The following is a 16699-nucleotide window of genomic DNA, read 5'->3' as shown; positions in this document are numbered from 1 at the left end:
TCAGTCCTTCTGCCGCGCCGGGCGGCCGTCGTCGGCGGCCTCGCGGGCGCTCTTGATGACCTGGTCGACCAGGCCGTACTCGAGCGCCTGCTCGGCGGTGAACCAGCGGTCGCGGTCGGCGTCCTGCTCGACCTGCTCGACGCTCTGGCCGGTGTGCTCGGCGATCAGCTCGAGCAGCACCTTCTTGATGTGCAGCGACTGCTGCGCCTGGATCTTGATGTCCGAGGCCGAGCCGCCCATGCCGGACGACGGCTGGTGCATCATGATCCGCGCGTGCGGCAGCGCGTAGCGCTTGCCCTTGGTGCCCGCGCAGAGCAGGAACTGCCCCATCGACGCGGCCAGGCCCATGCCGACCGTGGCGACGTCGTTCGGGATGTAGTTCATCGTGTCGTAGATCGCCATGCCCGCGTCCACGGAGCCGCCAGGGCTGTTGATGTGGAGGAAGATGTCGGCCTCGGGGTCCTCCGCCGAGAGCAGCAGCAGCTGGGCGCAGATCGCGTTCGCGTTCTGGTCGCGCACCTCGGAGCCGAGGAACACGATCCGCTCGCGCAGCAGGCGCTGGTAGATGTGGTCGTCGAGGACGTTCATGCCCCCGCCGCCGTTCAGCTGGGGGCTGGAGTTCTGGGTCACGAGAGCGACCCTAGCCGCCGGGATCGACAGTTCCACGACCTAGGTGCCCCTGTTCACTCACAGCGGATTTCGGTGGCGACCCGCGCCAGCTCCTCCGCGGACGGTCCGTCCTCCGCCGAGGCGCCCACGGTGCAGGTGAGGTGGTGTCGCCAGAGCGCCGCCACCCGGTAGGTGCCCTCCTGGTAGACGCGCTGCCGTCCCGCCACCAGCACCCGGCCGTCGTCGAGCCGGCGGCTGAAGCAGTCGCGCAGCTCGACCGCGTGGCCCGGCAGGTCCGGGACGCCGTGGCAGGCGTAGTAGCCGCCGTCGCGGCCCGGACACGGTCCCCGGGCCACGTCCACCCAGATCCGGACGCCGTCGTACGTCGCCCCCGCGGACACCCGGCGGTACGCCGTCGGGCACTCCGGCGGGATCGGGTGCTCGATGTCCGGGTCGGTGGGTTCGGCGTCCAGCGCCGCGCCGACCTCGGCCAGCAGCCGAGCGCCCCGGGACTGCGGGGTGGGCGCCGCCGCGGGGTCCGGGGACCCGCCCGTGCAGCCGCTCAGCAGGAGGAGCGCCGCCAGTCCCGAGAGGAGCGCCCTCACGCCTCCGCGGCCGCCTTCAGCCGTGCGACGGTCCGGGCCATCCCGGCCTCCAGCTCGTCGGCGTGGCCCTCGCTGCCGCCGAGGAACAGCGGCGCGAACGCCTTCGACATCCCGGTGATGCCGGTCGGCACCGGGCGCCGGTGCACGACCCGGGTGCCGTCGCCCTCGGGAACCAGCTCCCAGATCCAGCGCGCGCCGCTGGAGGTGGTGTCCCAGGTCAGCCGCCGTCCGGGCACGACCTCGGCGACCACCGACCGGGTCGGCCAGACGACCGCCTTGCGCCGGTTGATCCCGAGGTACCACTGCCCGACCCGCAGCCCGCCCCCCTTGAGCGGCACCATCCGCACCAGCTCGGGGCTCCAGTCCGGCATCCGCGAGAAGTCGGTGAGCAGCGCCCACACCCGGTCCGGCGGCGCGGCGACGTACGCCTCGGCCCGCAGCTCGCGCTGGGCACCTTCCTGGGGGCGGGTCATGCCAGCCACTCTCGCAGAGCGCGGTGGACGTCGGGATGGTTGAGCAGCCCGAAGTGGTCGGTGCGGCCGACGTGGAGCACGGTCCCGTCCGGGAACAGCCCCGCGCCGTACGCCGACCGCACCCGCACCAGCAGGTCGCCGACGACGTGCCCGACCGGGTGCCGCGCGCTCGTGGTCACGGTGGCGGCGACCAGCCGGTAGCGGGCGTGCGGCAGCGGCGGCACGTCGTGCGCGAGGCCGACCACGAGGTCGTGGACGCCCACCGAGCGCAGGTCCAGAATCCGCCCGAACGCCGCGGTCTCGGGCAGCCGGCCCAGGCCGCGGCTGCCGTGGCCGATCCCGGCCGCGATCGGCGCGCCGAGGTGCGGGGTGCCGAGCGTGACGACGTCGCTGACCAGCGCGGTCCAGGGCTGCGCTGCGGCGGTCGCGACCGCGCCGGCCGCGCGCACGATCAGGCCGCCCATCGAGTGGCCGACCAGCGCGACCCGGGTCACGGGCACCGGCCACGCGTCGACGAGGTCCTGGGCGAGCGCGGACAGCGCGACGCCGTTCTCCCGCAGGCCGAGCCCGGTGTTGGCGCGCAGGAACACCGGCGTCCAGCCGCGCTCCGCGAGCGCCTCGGCGTACGTCGGCCCGGGGCCGCGGTCCCAGTACGACTCGTTCTCGCACAGCCCGTGCAGGAACAGCACCACCGACCCCGTGGCGTCGGGGAAGGTCGTCGCAAGGTCGGCGGGCGGGACGTCGCGGCCGTCGGACCGCACCGCCATCCGGATCGCCATCCGCGGGCGCTCGGCCGCGAGCCGGTCGCCGATCAGCCCGTTGACGGCCGAGCTCACGAACCGGCCGCGCGGCGTGTCCTCCAGGCGCGGCCCGAGATCGGTCTCGGCGAGCCGCCCGAGCCCCGTCGAGGCGGCGCGCAGGCCCAGCCCGAGCCCGGCGTACACCGCCGTGGCGATCCCCCGCCCGGGGTAGCCGCCGAACCGGTCCGCCCACGCGTCGTGGGTGTCGCGGACGCTGCGCACCACGAGCTGGTCGGCCACCTCCGAGAGCAGCGAGAGGGCGTCGAGGTAGGTCGGTCCCGTGCGCATCGCCATGGCGGGATGCTAATCACTTGAGTGAACACTCGTACACCATCTTCGTGTGGTTCGATCGGGTCGTGATGGCGCCATGCTCCGGGTGACGCTGCGCGGCTCGGGTCTCCCCACGGTGACGCTCGGGTCGGGCGAGACCCTGCTCTTCGGCCGCTCGCCGCACCAGGCGCTCGCGGACGTGGTCGGCGACGACCCCGGCGCGGACCTGCGCACCACGGCGATCGCGCTGCCCCGCTGCGCGCCGCACGTCTCGCGGCTGCTCGGCGAGCTGGTCGTCGGCGAGGAGATCGCCCGGCTGCGGTGGCACGGGTCCGGCGAGACCCAGGTCTCCAGCCTGTTCGACGCCCCCGGCGGGGCGCGGCGGGTGACGCTCGCCGAGGGCATGTCGCTGCTGCTCGACGAGGGCGAGAACCAGCTCGTCGTGATGCGCGGCCGGCAGACCGGCCCGGACACCTACGACGACCTCTCGATCGTCGTCGAGGTGACGCCCTCGGAGCCGGCCCCCGCCGTCCGGCCGCTGCCGCCCGCGGAGGCCGGGCTCGACGCCACGACCCCGGCGCCCACGCTCCCCCGCGAGTCCCGGGAGTGGTACGTCGCGCTGGCGCTCGCCGAGCCCTGGCTCTCGGGCACCGACGACTACCCGCGCCCGCCGTCGAACCGGGAGATCTACGAGCGGGTCCTGCACTGGCACGGGTACGCGTGGAACCTCGAGCGCGCCCAGCGGGTCGACGACGCGATCCGCTCGATCTCGGCGCTCGCCTTCGGCCCCAAGGACGACCCGTTCCGGGCCGGCAGCGGCCGCGCGCAGAACGTCCGCTTCGCGATCGGGCGGCGGACGGCGGAGGTCCGGCTGGTCACCGTCGAGGACCTCGAGCAGGTCGAACGGGCCGCCGCACGGCGGAACGTTCCACCCGCCGCGCCCTAGCCCGCCGGCCGGCCGCGTGCCTACGGTCCGGGCACACGACCAGACGAGGAGGCCGCCATGAGCGCCAACATGCAGGGCATGGACACCGAGTACGGCCGCGAGGTCGGCCAGAACATGGGCCAGCAGGCCGGGCAGGTCGCGAGCATGGTCTCGGCGATCACCTCGATGATCCAGGGCCTGAAGTGGCAGGGCCCGGACCGCGAGAACTTCGCCAACGACTGGCACGGCAGCTTCGCCCCCCAGGCCCACAACGCCGCGCAGACCCTCGACGAGCAGGGCCGGGTGCTGCTCTGGCACGCCGACCGGCAGGACGCCGCCTCCAGCTGACCCTCTCGCTCGCTCCGCAGCACAGGGCCGCCGGGTGCTCCCCGGCGGCCCTGTGGCGTCCGCAAGGGCCGCCGGTTTCGGCTGCTGACCGCCGAACCCCGCAACGACCGGATTCCGGGCCGGAACAGGCCGGAACCTTCCACCCGCCGAGCCATCGACGCCCGGGCGACGGCGTGCCTACGGTCCGGACGACGCCACCGATCGGGCGGTGGCCGGATTCGTCAGGAGAAGCACATGTCGTTCCTCGGCGCAGACACCGACGAGCTCAGGGACGCAGGCCAGGTCTGCCAGGACGGCAAGGAGACCACCGACCAGGTGATCGCCTACCTCAGGGCCCTGATCGCCATCCTGCGGGCCGCGTCGTTCTTCAGCGGCGGCGCGAGCGCGGCGTACGCCACCTACCTCGAGACCGTCGTGGTGCCGTGGCTGCAGAAGATCTCGATGGCGCTGGGCCTGTTCGCCCAGGTGCTCAACGCGAACGCGGAGGCGCAGGACCAGGCCAGCAACGGCCAGAGCGTCGACTTCGGCTCGCTGCCGACGTACCCGCCGCAGACCACCGGCGACAGCAGCGTCACCCCGTTCACCGGATCGGTGATCGGTCAGGCCGTCGCCGCCATCGGCGTGGTCGGCGCGATCGCGAACGCCATCGACGCGATCGACGGCGACCAGGGCACCGGCAACGCGGACTCGGTCCAGCGGGCCAGCGGCCCGACGACCATCGGCCACGCGATCGGCGTCGACGGGACCAACGCGGCGCACGCCGTCGCGGGCGACCGCGCCCACGTCCCGGACGGGGGACAGGGCGTCGGCGGCGGGCACGCCCCGACCGGCGGCGGTGCCGCGGGGGGCGGCGCCGCCGCACCGGCCGGCGGCCACGGCTCCCTGGGCGCGTCGACGATCGGCGGCTCGGCCGTCGGCGGCGACGGTGTGAACGCCGACGGCACGCCCACCAGCCACGAGTCCGGCTCGACCGCGGGCGGCTTCGGCGGCGCCACCCCGGGCGCCGACACCCTCGGGCACACCGGCGACGCGGCGCAGGCGACCGGCGGGTCCCCGTCGTACGGCGCCGCGGCCGGCATCGCCGGCGGCGCGGCCGCCGCGGGCATAGGCGGAGCGGCCCTGGCCGCGCGCAGCTCGGGCGGCGACCAGCGCATCGACCAGATCGCCGGCCGCAACGGCCGCGGCAGCAGCGGGGCGGAGGTGCGCGAGCTCCAGCAGCGGCTCACCGAGTCCGGCTACGACACCAAGGGCGTCGACGGCCAGTGGGGCCCGAACACCCAGGCGGCGTTCGACGCCTACCGCGCCGACCACCCGATGCCGGTCCAGGCGGGCAGCGGCTACACCAGCCCGTCCGGCTACGACTACAACCGGATCACCGGCGTGCGCGGCAACGCGAACGTGACGCCCGAGTTCCTCCGCGGGGTCGAGGGCGTCGCCCAGCGCGTGGGCGCCCGGCCGGAGCACCTGCTGGCGGCGATGAGCTTCGAGACCGGCGGCACGTTCGCCGCCGACGTCCGCAACCCGCACAGCAGCGCCACCGGGCTGATCCAGTTCATGGACACCACGGCGCGCGGCCTGGGCACCACCACCGCCGACCTGGCGCGGATGACGCCGACCGAGCAGCTCACCTACGTCGAGCGCTACTTCGAGCCGTTCCGCGGCCGGCTGGGCGACCTGGAGAGCGTGTACACGTCGATCCTCTCCGGCCACCCGCACGCCGCCGGCGAGACGCTCTTCAGCCAGGGCAGCGCGGCGTACGCCGCGAACGCGCCGCTCGACTTCGACCACGACGGCCGGATCACGACCGACGAGGCGACCTCGGCGGTGCGCCGCCGGATGGGAGGCCAGTAGCCCGCCTTCCGCACGACCACCCAGCACAGACGAACCGCTAGAGAACAAGGAGAAGGACCATGGCCATGAAGGGAATGGACGTCGAGGCCGGCCGGCAGTCGGCGCAGCAGATCACGCAGGGCGCGTCCGAGCTCGAGCAGCTCACCGGACGGCTCACCCAGGTGATCGAGGGCTTCGAGTGGATCGGCCCGGACGCCGAGCGCACCCGCCAGTCCTGGCAGAGCGACTACCGCACGATGCTGACGCAGGTCGTCAACTCGCTCCAGGAGTTCTCCACGCTCATCAACAACCAGGCCCAGGAGCAGGAGCAGGTCTCCAACTGACCTGCGCCCGACCCTGCGTCTGACGCCGACCGAGGGAGGCCCGACCCATGCAGAGCTGGATCCTGTCGCTGCGACCAGCTCCCGAGTCGGGCCTCCCGTCGGTCGACGTGCACGTCCGGGCCCGGCCGGGTGCGACCGTGGCGCACCTGGCCCGGGCTTTCGGGCGGCACGTCGCCCCCGACCAGCCGAACCTGCACCTGGTCCCGCTGGACGGCAACCTCCCCTGGCCCGCCGACCGGCCCCTCGCCGAGTGCGGCTTGCGCACCGGCGACCTCCTCGACCTCGTCTCCGCCCCCGCCGCCTGGCTGACCCGCGTCAGCAGCACCGCCCGCCCGCGCGCCGTGCTCCGCGTCACCGACGGCCCCGACCGCGGCCAGCGCCTGCACGTCCGGACGACCTCGCTCACGCTCGGCCGCGCGCCCTCGTGCACGCTGCGGCTCACCGACCCGCTGGTCTCCCAGCAGCACGCCCGGATCATCCTCGGCGCCCGCCCCACCGTGTACGACGAGGGCTCGGCCAACGGCACCACCGTGGCCGGCGAGCGCGTGACCAGCGCCCGCGAGGTCGACTGGGGCACGCCGATCACCCTCGGCCGCAGCACGCTGGTCATCGACCCCGGCGAGGTGCCCGCCGAGGACGCCGCGGTCTCGGTCTTCCGGCCGCCGCGGTTCGGCGACCCGCTGCTCGACGAGGTCCTCGACATCCCGTCGCCGCCCACGAAGAACCGCCCGTCGCCGCTGCCGTGGGCGATGCTCATGCTGCCGATGGTGATGGGCTTCGCGATCCTCATGCGGTCGCACAGCCTGTACGGGCTCGTCTACATGTTCGCCTGGCCGGTCCTCGGCGGCCTGGGCTGGTGGCAGCAGAAGCGCCAGGCGCGCAAGCAGTTCGAGGAGGAGAAGGCCGAGTGGCGCCAGGACGTCGACGAGCTGCTGACCGTCCTCGACGACCACGCCGTGCGCCAGCGCCGGCAGCTGCACGACGACTACCCGGACGCCGAGACGGTCCGCGCACGGGCGGCCTCCCGGGACCGGTACCTGTGGGCGCGCGCCGAGGACCGCGCGGCGTTCCTCGTCACCCGGCTCGGCATCGGCACGGTGCCGGCGATGCTCCGCGGGACGATCAAGGACGGCGGCGACCGGCCGTCCCGGCGCGAGGTCGCCGCCGAGCTCGCGGAGCGGGACACCCTCGACGACATGCCGGTGCTCGCGGACCTGTCGCAGCACACGGTGCTCGCGCTCACCGGCCCGGACGCCGCGGTCGACGCGCTGGCCCGCGCGATGCTGCTGCGGATCGGCTTCGACCACTCCCCCGCCGAGGTCAGCGTCGCGGGGTGCTTCGGCACCGGCCGCCGTCACCACGAGGCCTGGCTGCGCTGGCTCCCCCACGCGACCACCCGGATCGGCGGCCAGCCACCGGTCGCGATCGGGGCGCGGCCGGCGACGGCGCTGCTGGAGAGCCTGGTCGCCGAGGACGGCAACAGCGGGCACACGATCTGCTTCGTCGACGAGCACGCCGGCATCCCCCGCCGTACCGTCGAGGCGGTCGCCGCCGCCGCACCCGAGCGCAACCTGCACCTGGTCTGGCTCGGCGCCGATCCCGACGAGGTGCCCGCCGCCACCGGGCTGCGCGTCGACCTCACCACCGGCGAGGTGGGCGTCCGCGACCGGGGCGGCACGAGCCGGGTCGAGACGCCCGACGCGGTCACGCTCGACCACGCGTGGCGCAGCGCCCGCTCGATGACCGGGTACGTCGACGAGGCGGCCGTGCTGCCGGCCTCGACCGCGATCCCGGCGGTGGTGCGGCTGCCCGAGGTGAGCAGCGACTTCGAGGACCTCGACGACATCGTCTCCGTGCTGCGCCGGTGGAGCCAGTCGTCGGGGCTGCGCGCGCAGATCGGCGCGGGGATCGACGGCGTCGTCACCATCGACCTGCGCGAGGACGGCCCGCACGGGCTGGTGGCCGGCACCACCGGCTCCGGCAAGAGCGAGCTGCTCCAGTCGCTGATCTGCTCGCTCGCGCTCAACAACCCGCCCAGCCGGCTGAACTTCCTGCTGGTCGACTACAAGGGCGGCGCGGCGTTCCGCGAGTGCGCCGACCTGCCGCACACGGTCGGCTACATCACCGACCTCACCCCCGCCCTGGTGCAGCGCGCGCTGACCTCCCTGGGCGCCGAGATCACCGCCCGCGAGCACCTGCTCGGCGAGTACGGCGTCAAGGACCTCGTGCAGCTCGAGCGGGAGCACCCCGAGGCGGCGGTGCCCTCCATCCTGATCTGCGTCGACGAGTTCGCGGCGCTGACCAGCGAGGTGCCCGAGTTCGTCGACGGCATGGTCAACCTCGCCCAGCGCGGCCGCTCGCTCGGCCTGCACGTGCTGCTCGCCACCCAGCGGCCGGCCGGGGTGGTGACCGGGCCGATCCGCGCGAACACCGACCTGCGGATCGCGCTGCGGGTCTCGTCGGCCGACGACTCCCGCGACGTCATCGACTCCCCGGAGGCCGCCCGCATCTCCCGCCGCACGCCCGGGCGCGCCTGGATCCGGCGCACCGGGCACGGCACCGCCGAGCTGGTGCAGTCCGCCTGGACCGGCGCCCGGCAGCCGGTCGACGCGACCGAGAACCCGGTGCGCGTGCAGGCGTTCTCGGCGGCGGGCTCGCTCGAGGCGGGGCTCGGCGAGGAGGTGCGGCTGGACCCGCGGACCGACCTGGTCCGCTGCGTCACCACGATCCGCACGGCGTTCGCGCGCACCGAGGCCGGCCCGCCCAAGCAGCCCTGGCTGCCACCCCTGCCGCCCGAGCTGCTGCTCGAGCCCGACCGGCTGATGGCCGACGCGGGCGAGCGGCCCAGCGGCCGGGTGGTGCTGGGCCGGGTCGACGAGCCCGCGAACCAGCAGCAGCCCGAACTGCTCGTCGACTTCGCGTCGGTCGGGCACGTCCTCGTGTACGGCGCCAGCGGCTCCGGCAAGACCGAGCTGCTGCGGAGCGTGGTGCTGGCGGCCTCGCTGGGCGACGCGTTCGGAGCCAGCGGCGTCGCGCCGTACGTGTACGGGCTCGACTACGCCGGCGGCGGACTGTCCGCGGTCGCCGGGCTGCCGACCGTCGAGGCGATCGTGCCGGAGAGCCACCAGGGCCGGGTGCTGCGCCTGCTCCGCCTGCTCCGCAGGACGGTGGCCGACCGCACGTCGGCCCTCGCGGGCGCCGGCTGCTCCGACCTCGACGACCTGGCCCGGATGGGCACCGTGCTGCCCCGGGTGTACGTCGTCGTCGACAACCTGCCGGCGCTGGTCGAGGGCCTGGAGTCCGCCGGCGGCGTCGCCCGCGAGCACCTGGAGCACGTCCAGAACGTGCTGCAGAACGGCCGCCGCGTCGGGATCCACGTGATCGCCACCGCGCCGGGCCGGACCGGCGTACCGACCGCGCTGGCGGCGACGTTCGGCCGCCGGATCGTGCTGCGGATGACGACGACCGACGACTACCTGATGCTCGGCGTCCCCGCCAACGTGCTGGACGCCGACAGCGCGCCGGGCGCCGGCCTGATGAACCGGTCCATGGTGCAGGTGGCCACCACCGGCGGGGCGGGTACGCCGGTGCAGGCCGAGCGGGTCCGCGCGATCGGCGAGCTGCTGCGGCCCCGGGTGGCCGGCCGCGGCGCGGCTCCGGTGCCGAGCATGCCGACCCGCCTGGACCAGCAGCAGCTGCCGGCACCGCAGGGCAGCCGGGTCGCGCTCGCGGTCGACGCCGACGCCGTCGCGGTCGTCGAGGTCGACCTGCTCGGCGCGCCGGTCCTCATCGCCGGTCGCGCCCGCTCCGGCCGCACGACCGCCCTCGACGGCATCGAGGCGCTGGTCGCGCGCTCCCCCCGCCCGCCGCGGGTGATCCGCAGCCACGACCCGGCGGCCGCCGCCGCCCAGGTCGAGCAGTGGACCGCCGCGGAGCGGGACCCCGCGGACTGGGCGCTGCTGCTCGTCGACGACGCGCACCGGTGGGACGCCGCCGCGGCGTCCGACGACGTGACCCGGACCGCGGTCGCGTCGTTGCACAGGGCGATGGCCGACCCGGGCAGCCGGCTCGGAGCGGTCGTCACCGCTGACGTGGCGCAGGCCAGGCAACGGGGCGGACCGGACGGTCTGGTGACCGCCGCCCGACAGGGTCGCCGGGGTTTCATCCTCCAGCCGGAGTGGAACGATGGCGATGTCGTCGGGGTGACGGTGCCGAGCAAGACCACCGAGCCGCTCTCGGGTCCCGGACGGGGCCTCTGGTGCGAGGCCGGTTCCACGTGGGTCGCGCAGCTCCTGACCCACGACGGCGGACCGCACACTCGGGAGGCGGAATGAACGGGTCGAAGCGTCTGCGCGGGCTGTTCACGCGCTCGCGCTCCTCGCGCGGGGCCGCCGAGCTCTCGGTCGTCGTCGTGGCCGGCTCGCTGGTCGCGGGCGTGCTGTTCGGCAGCGGCGCGACCCGCACCGCCGTCGACATCGCCGACGGCCTCACCTGGTTCACCGACGGGCCGACCGGGGAGGTCATCGAGGTCAACCCGGCCACGGGCCACCCCGAGGCCCGGATCCCCGTCGGCGCGGAGGGCGACACCCTCGACATCGCGCAGTACGCCGGGCGCCTGATCGTCACCAACCGGACCACCGGCCAGCTCACGTCGTTCGACCTGTCCAGCCTGCTCGCCTCCGGCCAGCAGCGGATCAGCCCCGGCGGCGCCACCGACGTGCTGCACCACGACGGCGTCGTCTTCCTGCTCGACCGGGACCGCGGCACGATCGCGAACGTCGACCCGGTCACCGCCGACGCGATCGGCGAGATGTGGAGCTCCCCCACCGGGATCGCCGACGCCGCGATCGACGGCGCGGGCCGGATCTGGACGATCGACCCGAAGGGCCTGCTCACCGAGCTGCGCTGGTCGCAGGGCAGCCAGCGGTTCGTCGAGCAGGACGCCCGCCGGATCGACCACAGCGGCGCCCGGTCGGTCCTGGTCGGCCACGAGCACGGCGTGACGGTGTTCGGGCCCGAGGAGGGCATCGTCGTCCAGGTCGGCACCGGCCACGAGCTGGTCGCGGACGCGATCCGGCTGGCCGGCGAGCTCGCCGTACCCGCCTCCGCGCCGGCGGACCTCGTCCCCGTCTCCTCCCCCGGCACCGGCACGGTCGCGATCGTCGGCGACGGCATGGTGCGCGAGGTCGAGGTGGGCGCGATCGGCTGCGCGGAGCCCGGCCGGCCGGAGGTGTTCGAGGGCCTGGTCTACGTGCCCTGCGACGGCGCCGGCCGGGTGATCCGGCTGACCGCGGACGGCCACCGCGCCGGCGCGGACATCGAGGTGTCCGACGCCCACGGCGACCCCGACCTCGTGCTCGACGACGGGAACCTCCTGATCAACGTCCCCGGCGCGGTCCACGGCGCGGTCGTGCACGCCGACGGGACCGTCTCGAGCATCGTCCGGTACGACGACTCGCTGCCGCCCGCGGGCGGCGCGGCGCACGCGCTGGCGCCTCCGAGCGCACCCGCCCAGCCGCTCGTGCCGGTGGGCGACCACGCCCCCGCGGCCCCCGCCGCCCACCCCGCTCCCGCCGCCCCCGCCGCCCCCCAGGCCGCGGACCAGCCCGCGGCCGGCGGGCCGGCGGACGGGGCCGTCGGCTCCGGCCCCCGGGGCGGCGTGGCCCCGTCCGAGGGCCCGGGCGCCGGCGACCACGGCCCCTCGGGATCGCCGCCCCCGTCGGTGAACCCCAACGTGCCCCAACCGCTGCAGGCGCCCCACGGGGTGACCGCGGCCGAGCTCCAGTCGGGCAGCGTCCAGGTCACCTGGCAGCACGCCGGCGACCCGGCCAAGACCTTCACCGTGCAGGAGGAGGGCGGCCAGACACTCGTCGAGGTCGACGGCCGGGAGCGGCAGACGACCGTGACCGTCGCGCCGGGCACCCACCGCTTCACGGTGACCGCGATCCGCCCCGGCGAGCCCTACGAGACCTCTGAGCCGTCCAACCCGGTCACCACGTCCGGTCGTCCCGGACCCGTCACCGACATCGTCGGCCACGTGTCCGGCAACCCGAACGACACCACGGCCGCGGTCACCGTGAGCTGGCGCCCGCCGGCCGACAACGGCTCGCCGGTCGTCAGCTACACGGTCGTGATGACCGACGCCTACGGCTCGCAGACCCAGACCGTGGCGACGACCACCGCCTCGTTCACGTCGACCTGCACCACGACGTACTGCAACCCCAGCCCGGTGGTCGTGCAGGTGACCCCGACCAACACCAAGGGCGACGGCCCCGCGCGCCAGGCGCAGCTGTCCTACGACGGCCCCGTCCCGCCCGCGCCTCCGGCCGCCGGCAAGCAGCTGGTCACCGCCTTCACGCACAGCTGGGTGGGGCGCTCGTGGTGGGGCCGCGGCACGACCCGGCTCACGCTGGCCCCGCCGTCCGACTGGCGCTCGTTCCAGGGCACCTGCACGTGGACGCACACCGGCAACCGCGGCGGCGAGGAGTCCGGCGAGGTCCGCTGCGACGCGACCAGCCTGTCGGTGCCGATCGACACCGGCGTGATCCGGGGCGCCGACAACGGCGTGCGCCAGCACTCGATCGTGTTCACCGCCAGCAACGGCGTGGAGACCGTGCAGAGCCAGCCGTTCCAGTGGGAGACCCGGCAGGAGGCCCTGTGCGACCGCTGCTTCTGACCCCTGACCGACCCAGGAGGGTGCGATGACCGCCGTGGCCTCGCCGTTCAGCCCGACCGAGGACGACATCGCCGAGTTCCGCCGGCTGCACCGGCGCCTGGGCGACGCCGTCGAGACCGCCGTGCACGGCAAGCGCGGCGCGATCGACCTGGTGCTGGTGGCGACCTTCGCCGGCGGCCACGTGCTGCTCGAGGACGTGCCGGGCACCGGCAAGACCACCCTGGCCCGGGCCGTCGCCCGCGCCCTCGGCGGGCAGGTGCGCCGGGTGCAGTTCACCCCCGACCTGCTGCCCTCCGACGTCACCGGCACGACCGTGTTCGACCCGCGCGACGGGCAGGTGCGGTTCCGGCCCGGGCCGGTGTTCGCGAACGTCGTGCTCGCCGACGAGATCAACCGCGCCTCGGCCAAGACCCAGTCCGCGCTGCTCGAGGTCATGGAGGAGCGGACCGTGACCGTCGACGGTGCCGCGCACCCGGTGCCGGACCCGTTCGTGGTGATCGCGACCCAGAACCCCGTCGACCTCGACGGCACCTACCGGCTGCCCGAAGCCCAGCTGGACCGGTTCCTGGTCCGCACCTCCCTCGGGTACCCGGACGCCGAGCACGAGATCGAGGTGCTCCGCCCCGGCAGCACCGCGGGACGGGTCGCCGACGTCCCGGTCGTCGCGTCGACCGACGAGGCCGCCGCGCTCGCCGAGCGGCTCTCGGGGCTGCACGTGGCCGACCTGCTGCTCCGCTACGTCCGCGACCTCGGGGTCGCGGTCCGGACCGACCCGCGGGTCCGGCTCGGCGCCAGCACCCGCGGGCTGCGGGCGCTGGTCCGCTGCACGCAGGTGTACGCCGCCGCGCAGGGGCGCAACTACGTCGTCCCCAGCGACGTGCAGCGGCTGGCCGAGGCGGTGCTCGCCCACCGCACGCTGCTCACCCGCGACGCGGTGCTGGCCGGCCACACCTCCACCGCCGTGGTGCACGAGGCGCTGGAGACGGTCCCGCCGCCGCAGCCCGACCATGACTAGCGGAGCCTGACGGTGCGCGTGGTCACGGCCCGGGGCCGGGCGACCGGCGTCCTCGCCGTGCTCACCCTGGCGGCCGGGCTCGCCTGGCACTACCCGATGCTCGCCGCGCTCGGCGCCGCGCTGCTCGCCGTCGTGGTGGCCGAGGTGGTCGCGGTGCTGGCCACCGGCAACGTCGCGGTGCACCGCGAGGTCCGGCCCACCGTCGTCGTGCGCCACGAGGCCTGCACCGGCACCCTCACGATCACCGGTCGGCGGCGCCGGGGCCTGGTGCGACTCGACGCGCTCGACGAGGTCGACGGCACCCTGGTGCCGGTCGACCTCCCGGACGACGGCGCGGACGGCACGGTCGCGGTGACCTACCCGATCCCGACGCCGCGCCGCGGCCTGCTCCCCGTCGGCCCGGTGCGGCTGCGCCGCTACGGCCTGGCGGGCATGGCCGCCACCTCGACCGCGAGCGGCCGGGTCGAGCGGGTCCGCGTGCTGCCGCGCCGGATCCCCCTCGGGTCGATGATGCCGGGCCACCGGCGTGCGCCGGCCGGCATCGACACCAGCCTCGAGCACGGCGGCACCGACCTGGTCGGCCTGCACGAGTACGCCATGGGCGACGACCTGCGCCGGCTGCACTGGGCCACCAGCGCCCGCACCGGGACGCTGATGGTCCGCGAGGACGCCGACCCGGCCGAGCCGCACGTGCAGGTGCTGCTGGACGACCGCGGGCAGAGCTACGACGGCTCCGACGACGCCGGCGGCCTGTTCGAGGAGGCCGTCGAGATGGCGGCCGCGCTCTGCCGGGCCGCGACCGAGCGCGGCCACCCGCTCCGGTTCGCGACGCTCAGCGGCCGGCACGCGGTCACCGTGCCCGGCTCCCCCACGCGGGCGCCGCTGCGGGAGGCGCAGGACCTGGACTTCCTGCTCGCCGAGATCACGCTCACCGACGGGCGCGCGGTCGACCCCGAGCTCGGCCCGAGCGCGGACGTCGCCGTGGTCGTGACCGGGGCCGGTGCCGACCAGCACCGGCTCGGCCTGCTGCTCGGCGACGCCACCACCCGGGTGGTCGCGGTCGTCGACCCGCTGCCGCTCGTCGCCGCCGAGCAGCGCGCCGGGGTGCTCCTGCTGCGCGGCGCCGGGTCGATGTCCCTGGCGGCGGCGTGGGACGGGGCGGCCGGCCGATGAGCACGACCGCGCGGTCGCCCTGGCTGCTCACCACCTGGGCCGCCGGCCTGGTCGGGGTGGCCGGCGTCGCGCTGGCCGGCGCGTGGCCCGGGTGGCGGCCGGTCGCGATCCTGCTGCTCGCCGCGATCGCCCCGATGCTGCTGCTGCGCGCGGCGCTCTCGCTCCGGGTGTCCCGGTGGGCCACGACCACGGTGCTGGCCCTGCTGCTGGTGCTGACGGCGTACCTGATGTCGGCGCGGAGCGGCACCTCGCTCACCGGGACGGTCACCGACGCCGTGCCGCTGCTGCTCACCTCCCCCCAGCCGTACCCGCTCGACGCCCACCTCCTCGTCCCGCCGGTGCTGCTGACCGGCCTGGTGTCGCTGTTCGCCGGCCTCACCGCCGACACCCGGTCCCGCGTCGGCCCCGTCGCCGGGGCGGCGGTCCTGTACGCCGCCGGCGCGCTGCTCACCACCGGCGGCAGCGACCCCTGGGGGTTGCTCGCCGTGCTGGTCGTCGTGCTGGCCGTGCTCGGCTGGGTGCTGCTCGACGAGCACACCGAGCCCACCGGGCGCCGGTTCGTGGTGGCCGCCCCCGGCCTGGTCGTGCTGGTCGGCGCCCTCGCCGCGGCCGCCCTGCTGCCGGCGACCAGCCCGTTCGACCCGCGCACCGTCGTCGACCCTCCGGTCACGGTGGTCGAGACGTCCAGCCCGCTCCCCCAGCTCGGGGCGTGGGCGGCCAACCCGGACGCCGAGCTGCTCCGGGTCACCGGCGACGACGTACCGCTGCGCCTGGTGACCCTGGACGAGTACGACGGCTCGCAGTGGCGGGCCGCGACCAGGTACGCGCCGCTGGGCACCGTCTCCGCCGCGCCGCTCACCGGCGAGCGCCGGCGCACCTCGACGGTCTCGGTGGCGCTGACCGGCCTCGGCGGGCACTGGCTCCCGTCGCCCGGCGACCCGACCTCGGTCAGCGCGCCCGGCGCCGTGGTCGACACGGCGACCGGCACGCTCTACGACCCGGAGGCGGACGCGCACACGACGTACGACGTCACGGGCGTCGTCGACCTCCCGGACCCCGCCGACCTGATCGGCGCGACCGTGCCGACGTCCGGGCCGGCGCTGCGGTACGTCGAGCAGCCCGACCTCCCGGCCGAGCTCGCCGACTACGCGGCGAAGGTCACCCCGGACGCCGCTCCGTACCAGCAGGCGCTCGCGATCGAGGCGGCGGTCCGCGAGGGGCGGCGGCTGTCGCCCCGGGCGATCTCCGGCTCGGCGTTCTGGCGGATCGAGCGGTTCCTCCTCGGCTCCGGCCCCGGCGCCCGGGTCGGGACGTCGGAGCAGTTCGCGACGGCGTTCGCGATCCTGGCCCGGCAGGCCGGCCTGCCGACCCGCGTCGTCGTCGGCTTCCGCCCCGGGCACCGCCAGCCCGACGGCACCCGCGTGGTGCGCGGCCGCGACGCGCTGGCGTGGCCGGAGGTCTACTTCCAGCGGCTCGGCTGGGTGCCGTTCGCGCCGACGCCGAACGACGACACGTTCACCCGCGGCCACGCCGACCTCGGCGACGCGCCGGCCGCCGACCGCGGCCCGGCGACCGAGCCGCCCGAGCCCACGCCGACGCCCGAGCCCGTGGCCGCGGCGGCGGACCCGCCC

13 protein-coding genes are annotated in these 16699 nt (G+C 75.5%); 9 read left to right on the top strand and 4 right to left on the bottom strand.

The features are described from left to right. The 4 genes from ABD086_RS22430 to ABD086_RS22415 form a co-directional block, all read right to left on the bottom strand. Positions 1-588 (bottom strand): ATP-dependent Clp protease proteolytic subunit, encoded by a 588-nt coding sequence (locus tag ABD086_RS22430; protein ID WP_343910903.1) that lies wholly within the window; start codon positions 586-588, stop codon positions 1-3. Positions 589-683: 95 nt separating this feature from the next. Further along, the gene (locus ABD086_RS22425; RefSeq protein ID WP_343910376.1) at positions 684-1214 is read right to left on the bottom strand and encodes a hypothetical protein; all 531 of its coding nucleotides are present in this window, start codon (positions 1212-1214) and stop codon (positions 684-686) included. Then, positions 1211-1687, bottom strand: a complete 477-nt coding sequence (locus ABD086_RS22420; RefSeq protein ID WP_343910374.1) for an SRPBCC family protein — start codon at positions 1685-1687, stop codon at positions 1211-1213. The genes ABD086_RS22425 and ABD086_RS22420 overlap by 4 nt, the downstream gene beginning before the upstream one ends. Continuing rightward, positions 1684-2781, bottom strand: a complete 1098-nt coding sequence (locus tag ABD086_RS22415; protein ID WP_343910372.1) for a lipase family alpha/beta hydrolase — start codon at positions 2779-2781, stop codon at positions 1684-1686. Before ABD086_RS22415 ends, ABD086_RS22420 begins: the two co-directional genes overlap by 4 nt. Positions 2782-2854: 73 nt before the next feature. Between ABD086_RS22415 and ABD086_RS22410 the strand changes: the two genes are divergently transcribed. From ABD086_RS22410 to ABD086_RS22370, 9 genes are all read left to right on the top strand, one after another. Then, complete coding sequence (locus ABD086_RS22410; RefSeq protein ID WP_343910370.1) at positions 2855-3703, top strand: hypothetical protein; 849 nt, start codon at positions 2855-2857, stop codon at positions 3701-3703. A 57-nt stretch (positions 3704-3760) separates the two neighbouring features. Then, positions 3761-4030, top strand: coding sequence for a hypothetical protein (locus tag ABD086_RS22405; RefSeq protein WP_343910368.1), 270 nt, complete (start codon positions 3761-3763; stop codon positions 4028-4030). A 234-nt stretch (positions 4031-4264) separates the two neighbouring features. Beyond that, a complete protein-coding gene (locus tag ABD086_RS22400) occupies positions 4265-5881 on the top strand; it encodes a peptidoglycan-binding domain-containing protein (protein ID WP_343910366.1) in 1617 nt (538 codons plus the stop codon). Positions 5882-5940: 59 nt separating this feature from the next. Continuing rightward, complete coding sequence (locus tag ABD086_RS22395; RefSeq protein WP_343910364.1) at positions 5941-6204, top strand: hypothetical protein; 264 nt, start codon at positions 5941-5943, stop codon at positions 6202-6204. A 47-nt stretch (positions 6205-6251) separates the two neighbouring features. Then, the gene (locus tag ABD086_RS22390) at positions 6252-10538 is read left to right on the top strand and encodes a type VII secretion EssC family protein (RefSeq protein ID WP_343910362.1); all 4287 of its coding nucleotides are present in this window, start codon (positions 6252-6254) and stop codon (positions 10536-10538) included. Next, positions 10535-12880 carry a fibronectin type III domain-containing protein gene (locus ABD086_RS22385; RefSeq protein ID WP_343910360.1) on the top strand — a complete coding sequence of 782 codons (2346 nt, stop codon included), beginning with the start codon at positions 10535-10537 and terminating at the stop codon, positions 12878-12880. Before ABD086_RS22390 ends, ABD086_RS22385 begins: the two co-directional genes overlap by 4 nt. A 25-nt stretch (positions 12881-12905) precedes the next feature. Next, complete coding sequence (locus tag ABD086_RS22380) at positions 12906-13895, top strand: AAA family ATPase (RefSeq protein ID WP_343910358.1); 990 nt, start codon at positions 12906-12908, stop codon at positions 13893-13895. Between the two features lie 12 nt (positions 13896-13907). After that, positions 13908-15068 carry a DUF58 domain-containing protein gene (locus ABD086_RS22375; protein WP_343910357.1) on the top strand — a complete coding sequence of 387 codons (1161 nt, stop codon included), beginning with the start codon at positions 13908-13910 and terminating at the stop codon, positions 15066-15068. Beyond that, the coding region (locus tag ABD086_RS22370) for a transglutaminase TgpA family protein (RefSeq protein WP_343910355.1) at positions 15065-16699 on the top strand (1635 nt) is incomplete at its 3' end. The genes ABD086_RS22375 and ABD086_RS22370, both read left to right, overlap by 4 nt.

Source organism: Nocardioides aquiterrae (assembly GCF_039526625.1).
GTDB lineage: Bacteria > Actinomycetota > Actinomycetes > Propionibacteriales > Nocardioidaceae > Nocardioides > Nocardioides aquiterrae.
Note: the sequence above shows the minus strand (reverse complement) of the source record. Positions and strands in the feature narration are given on the sequence as shown.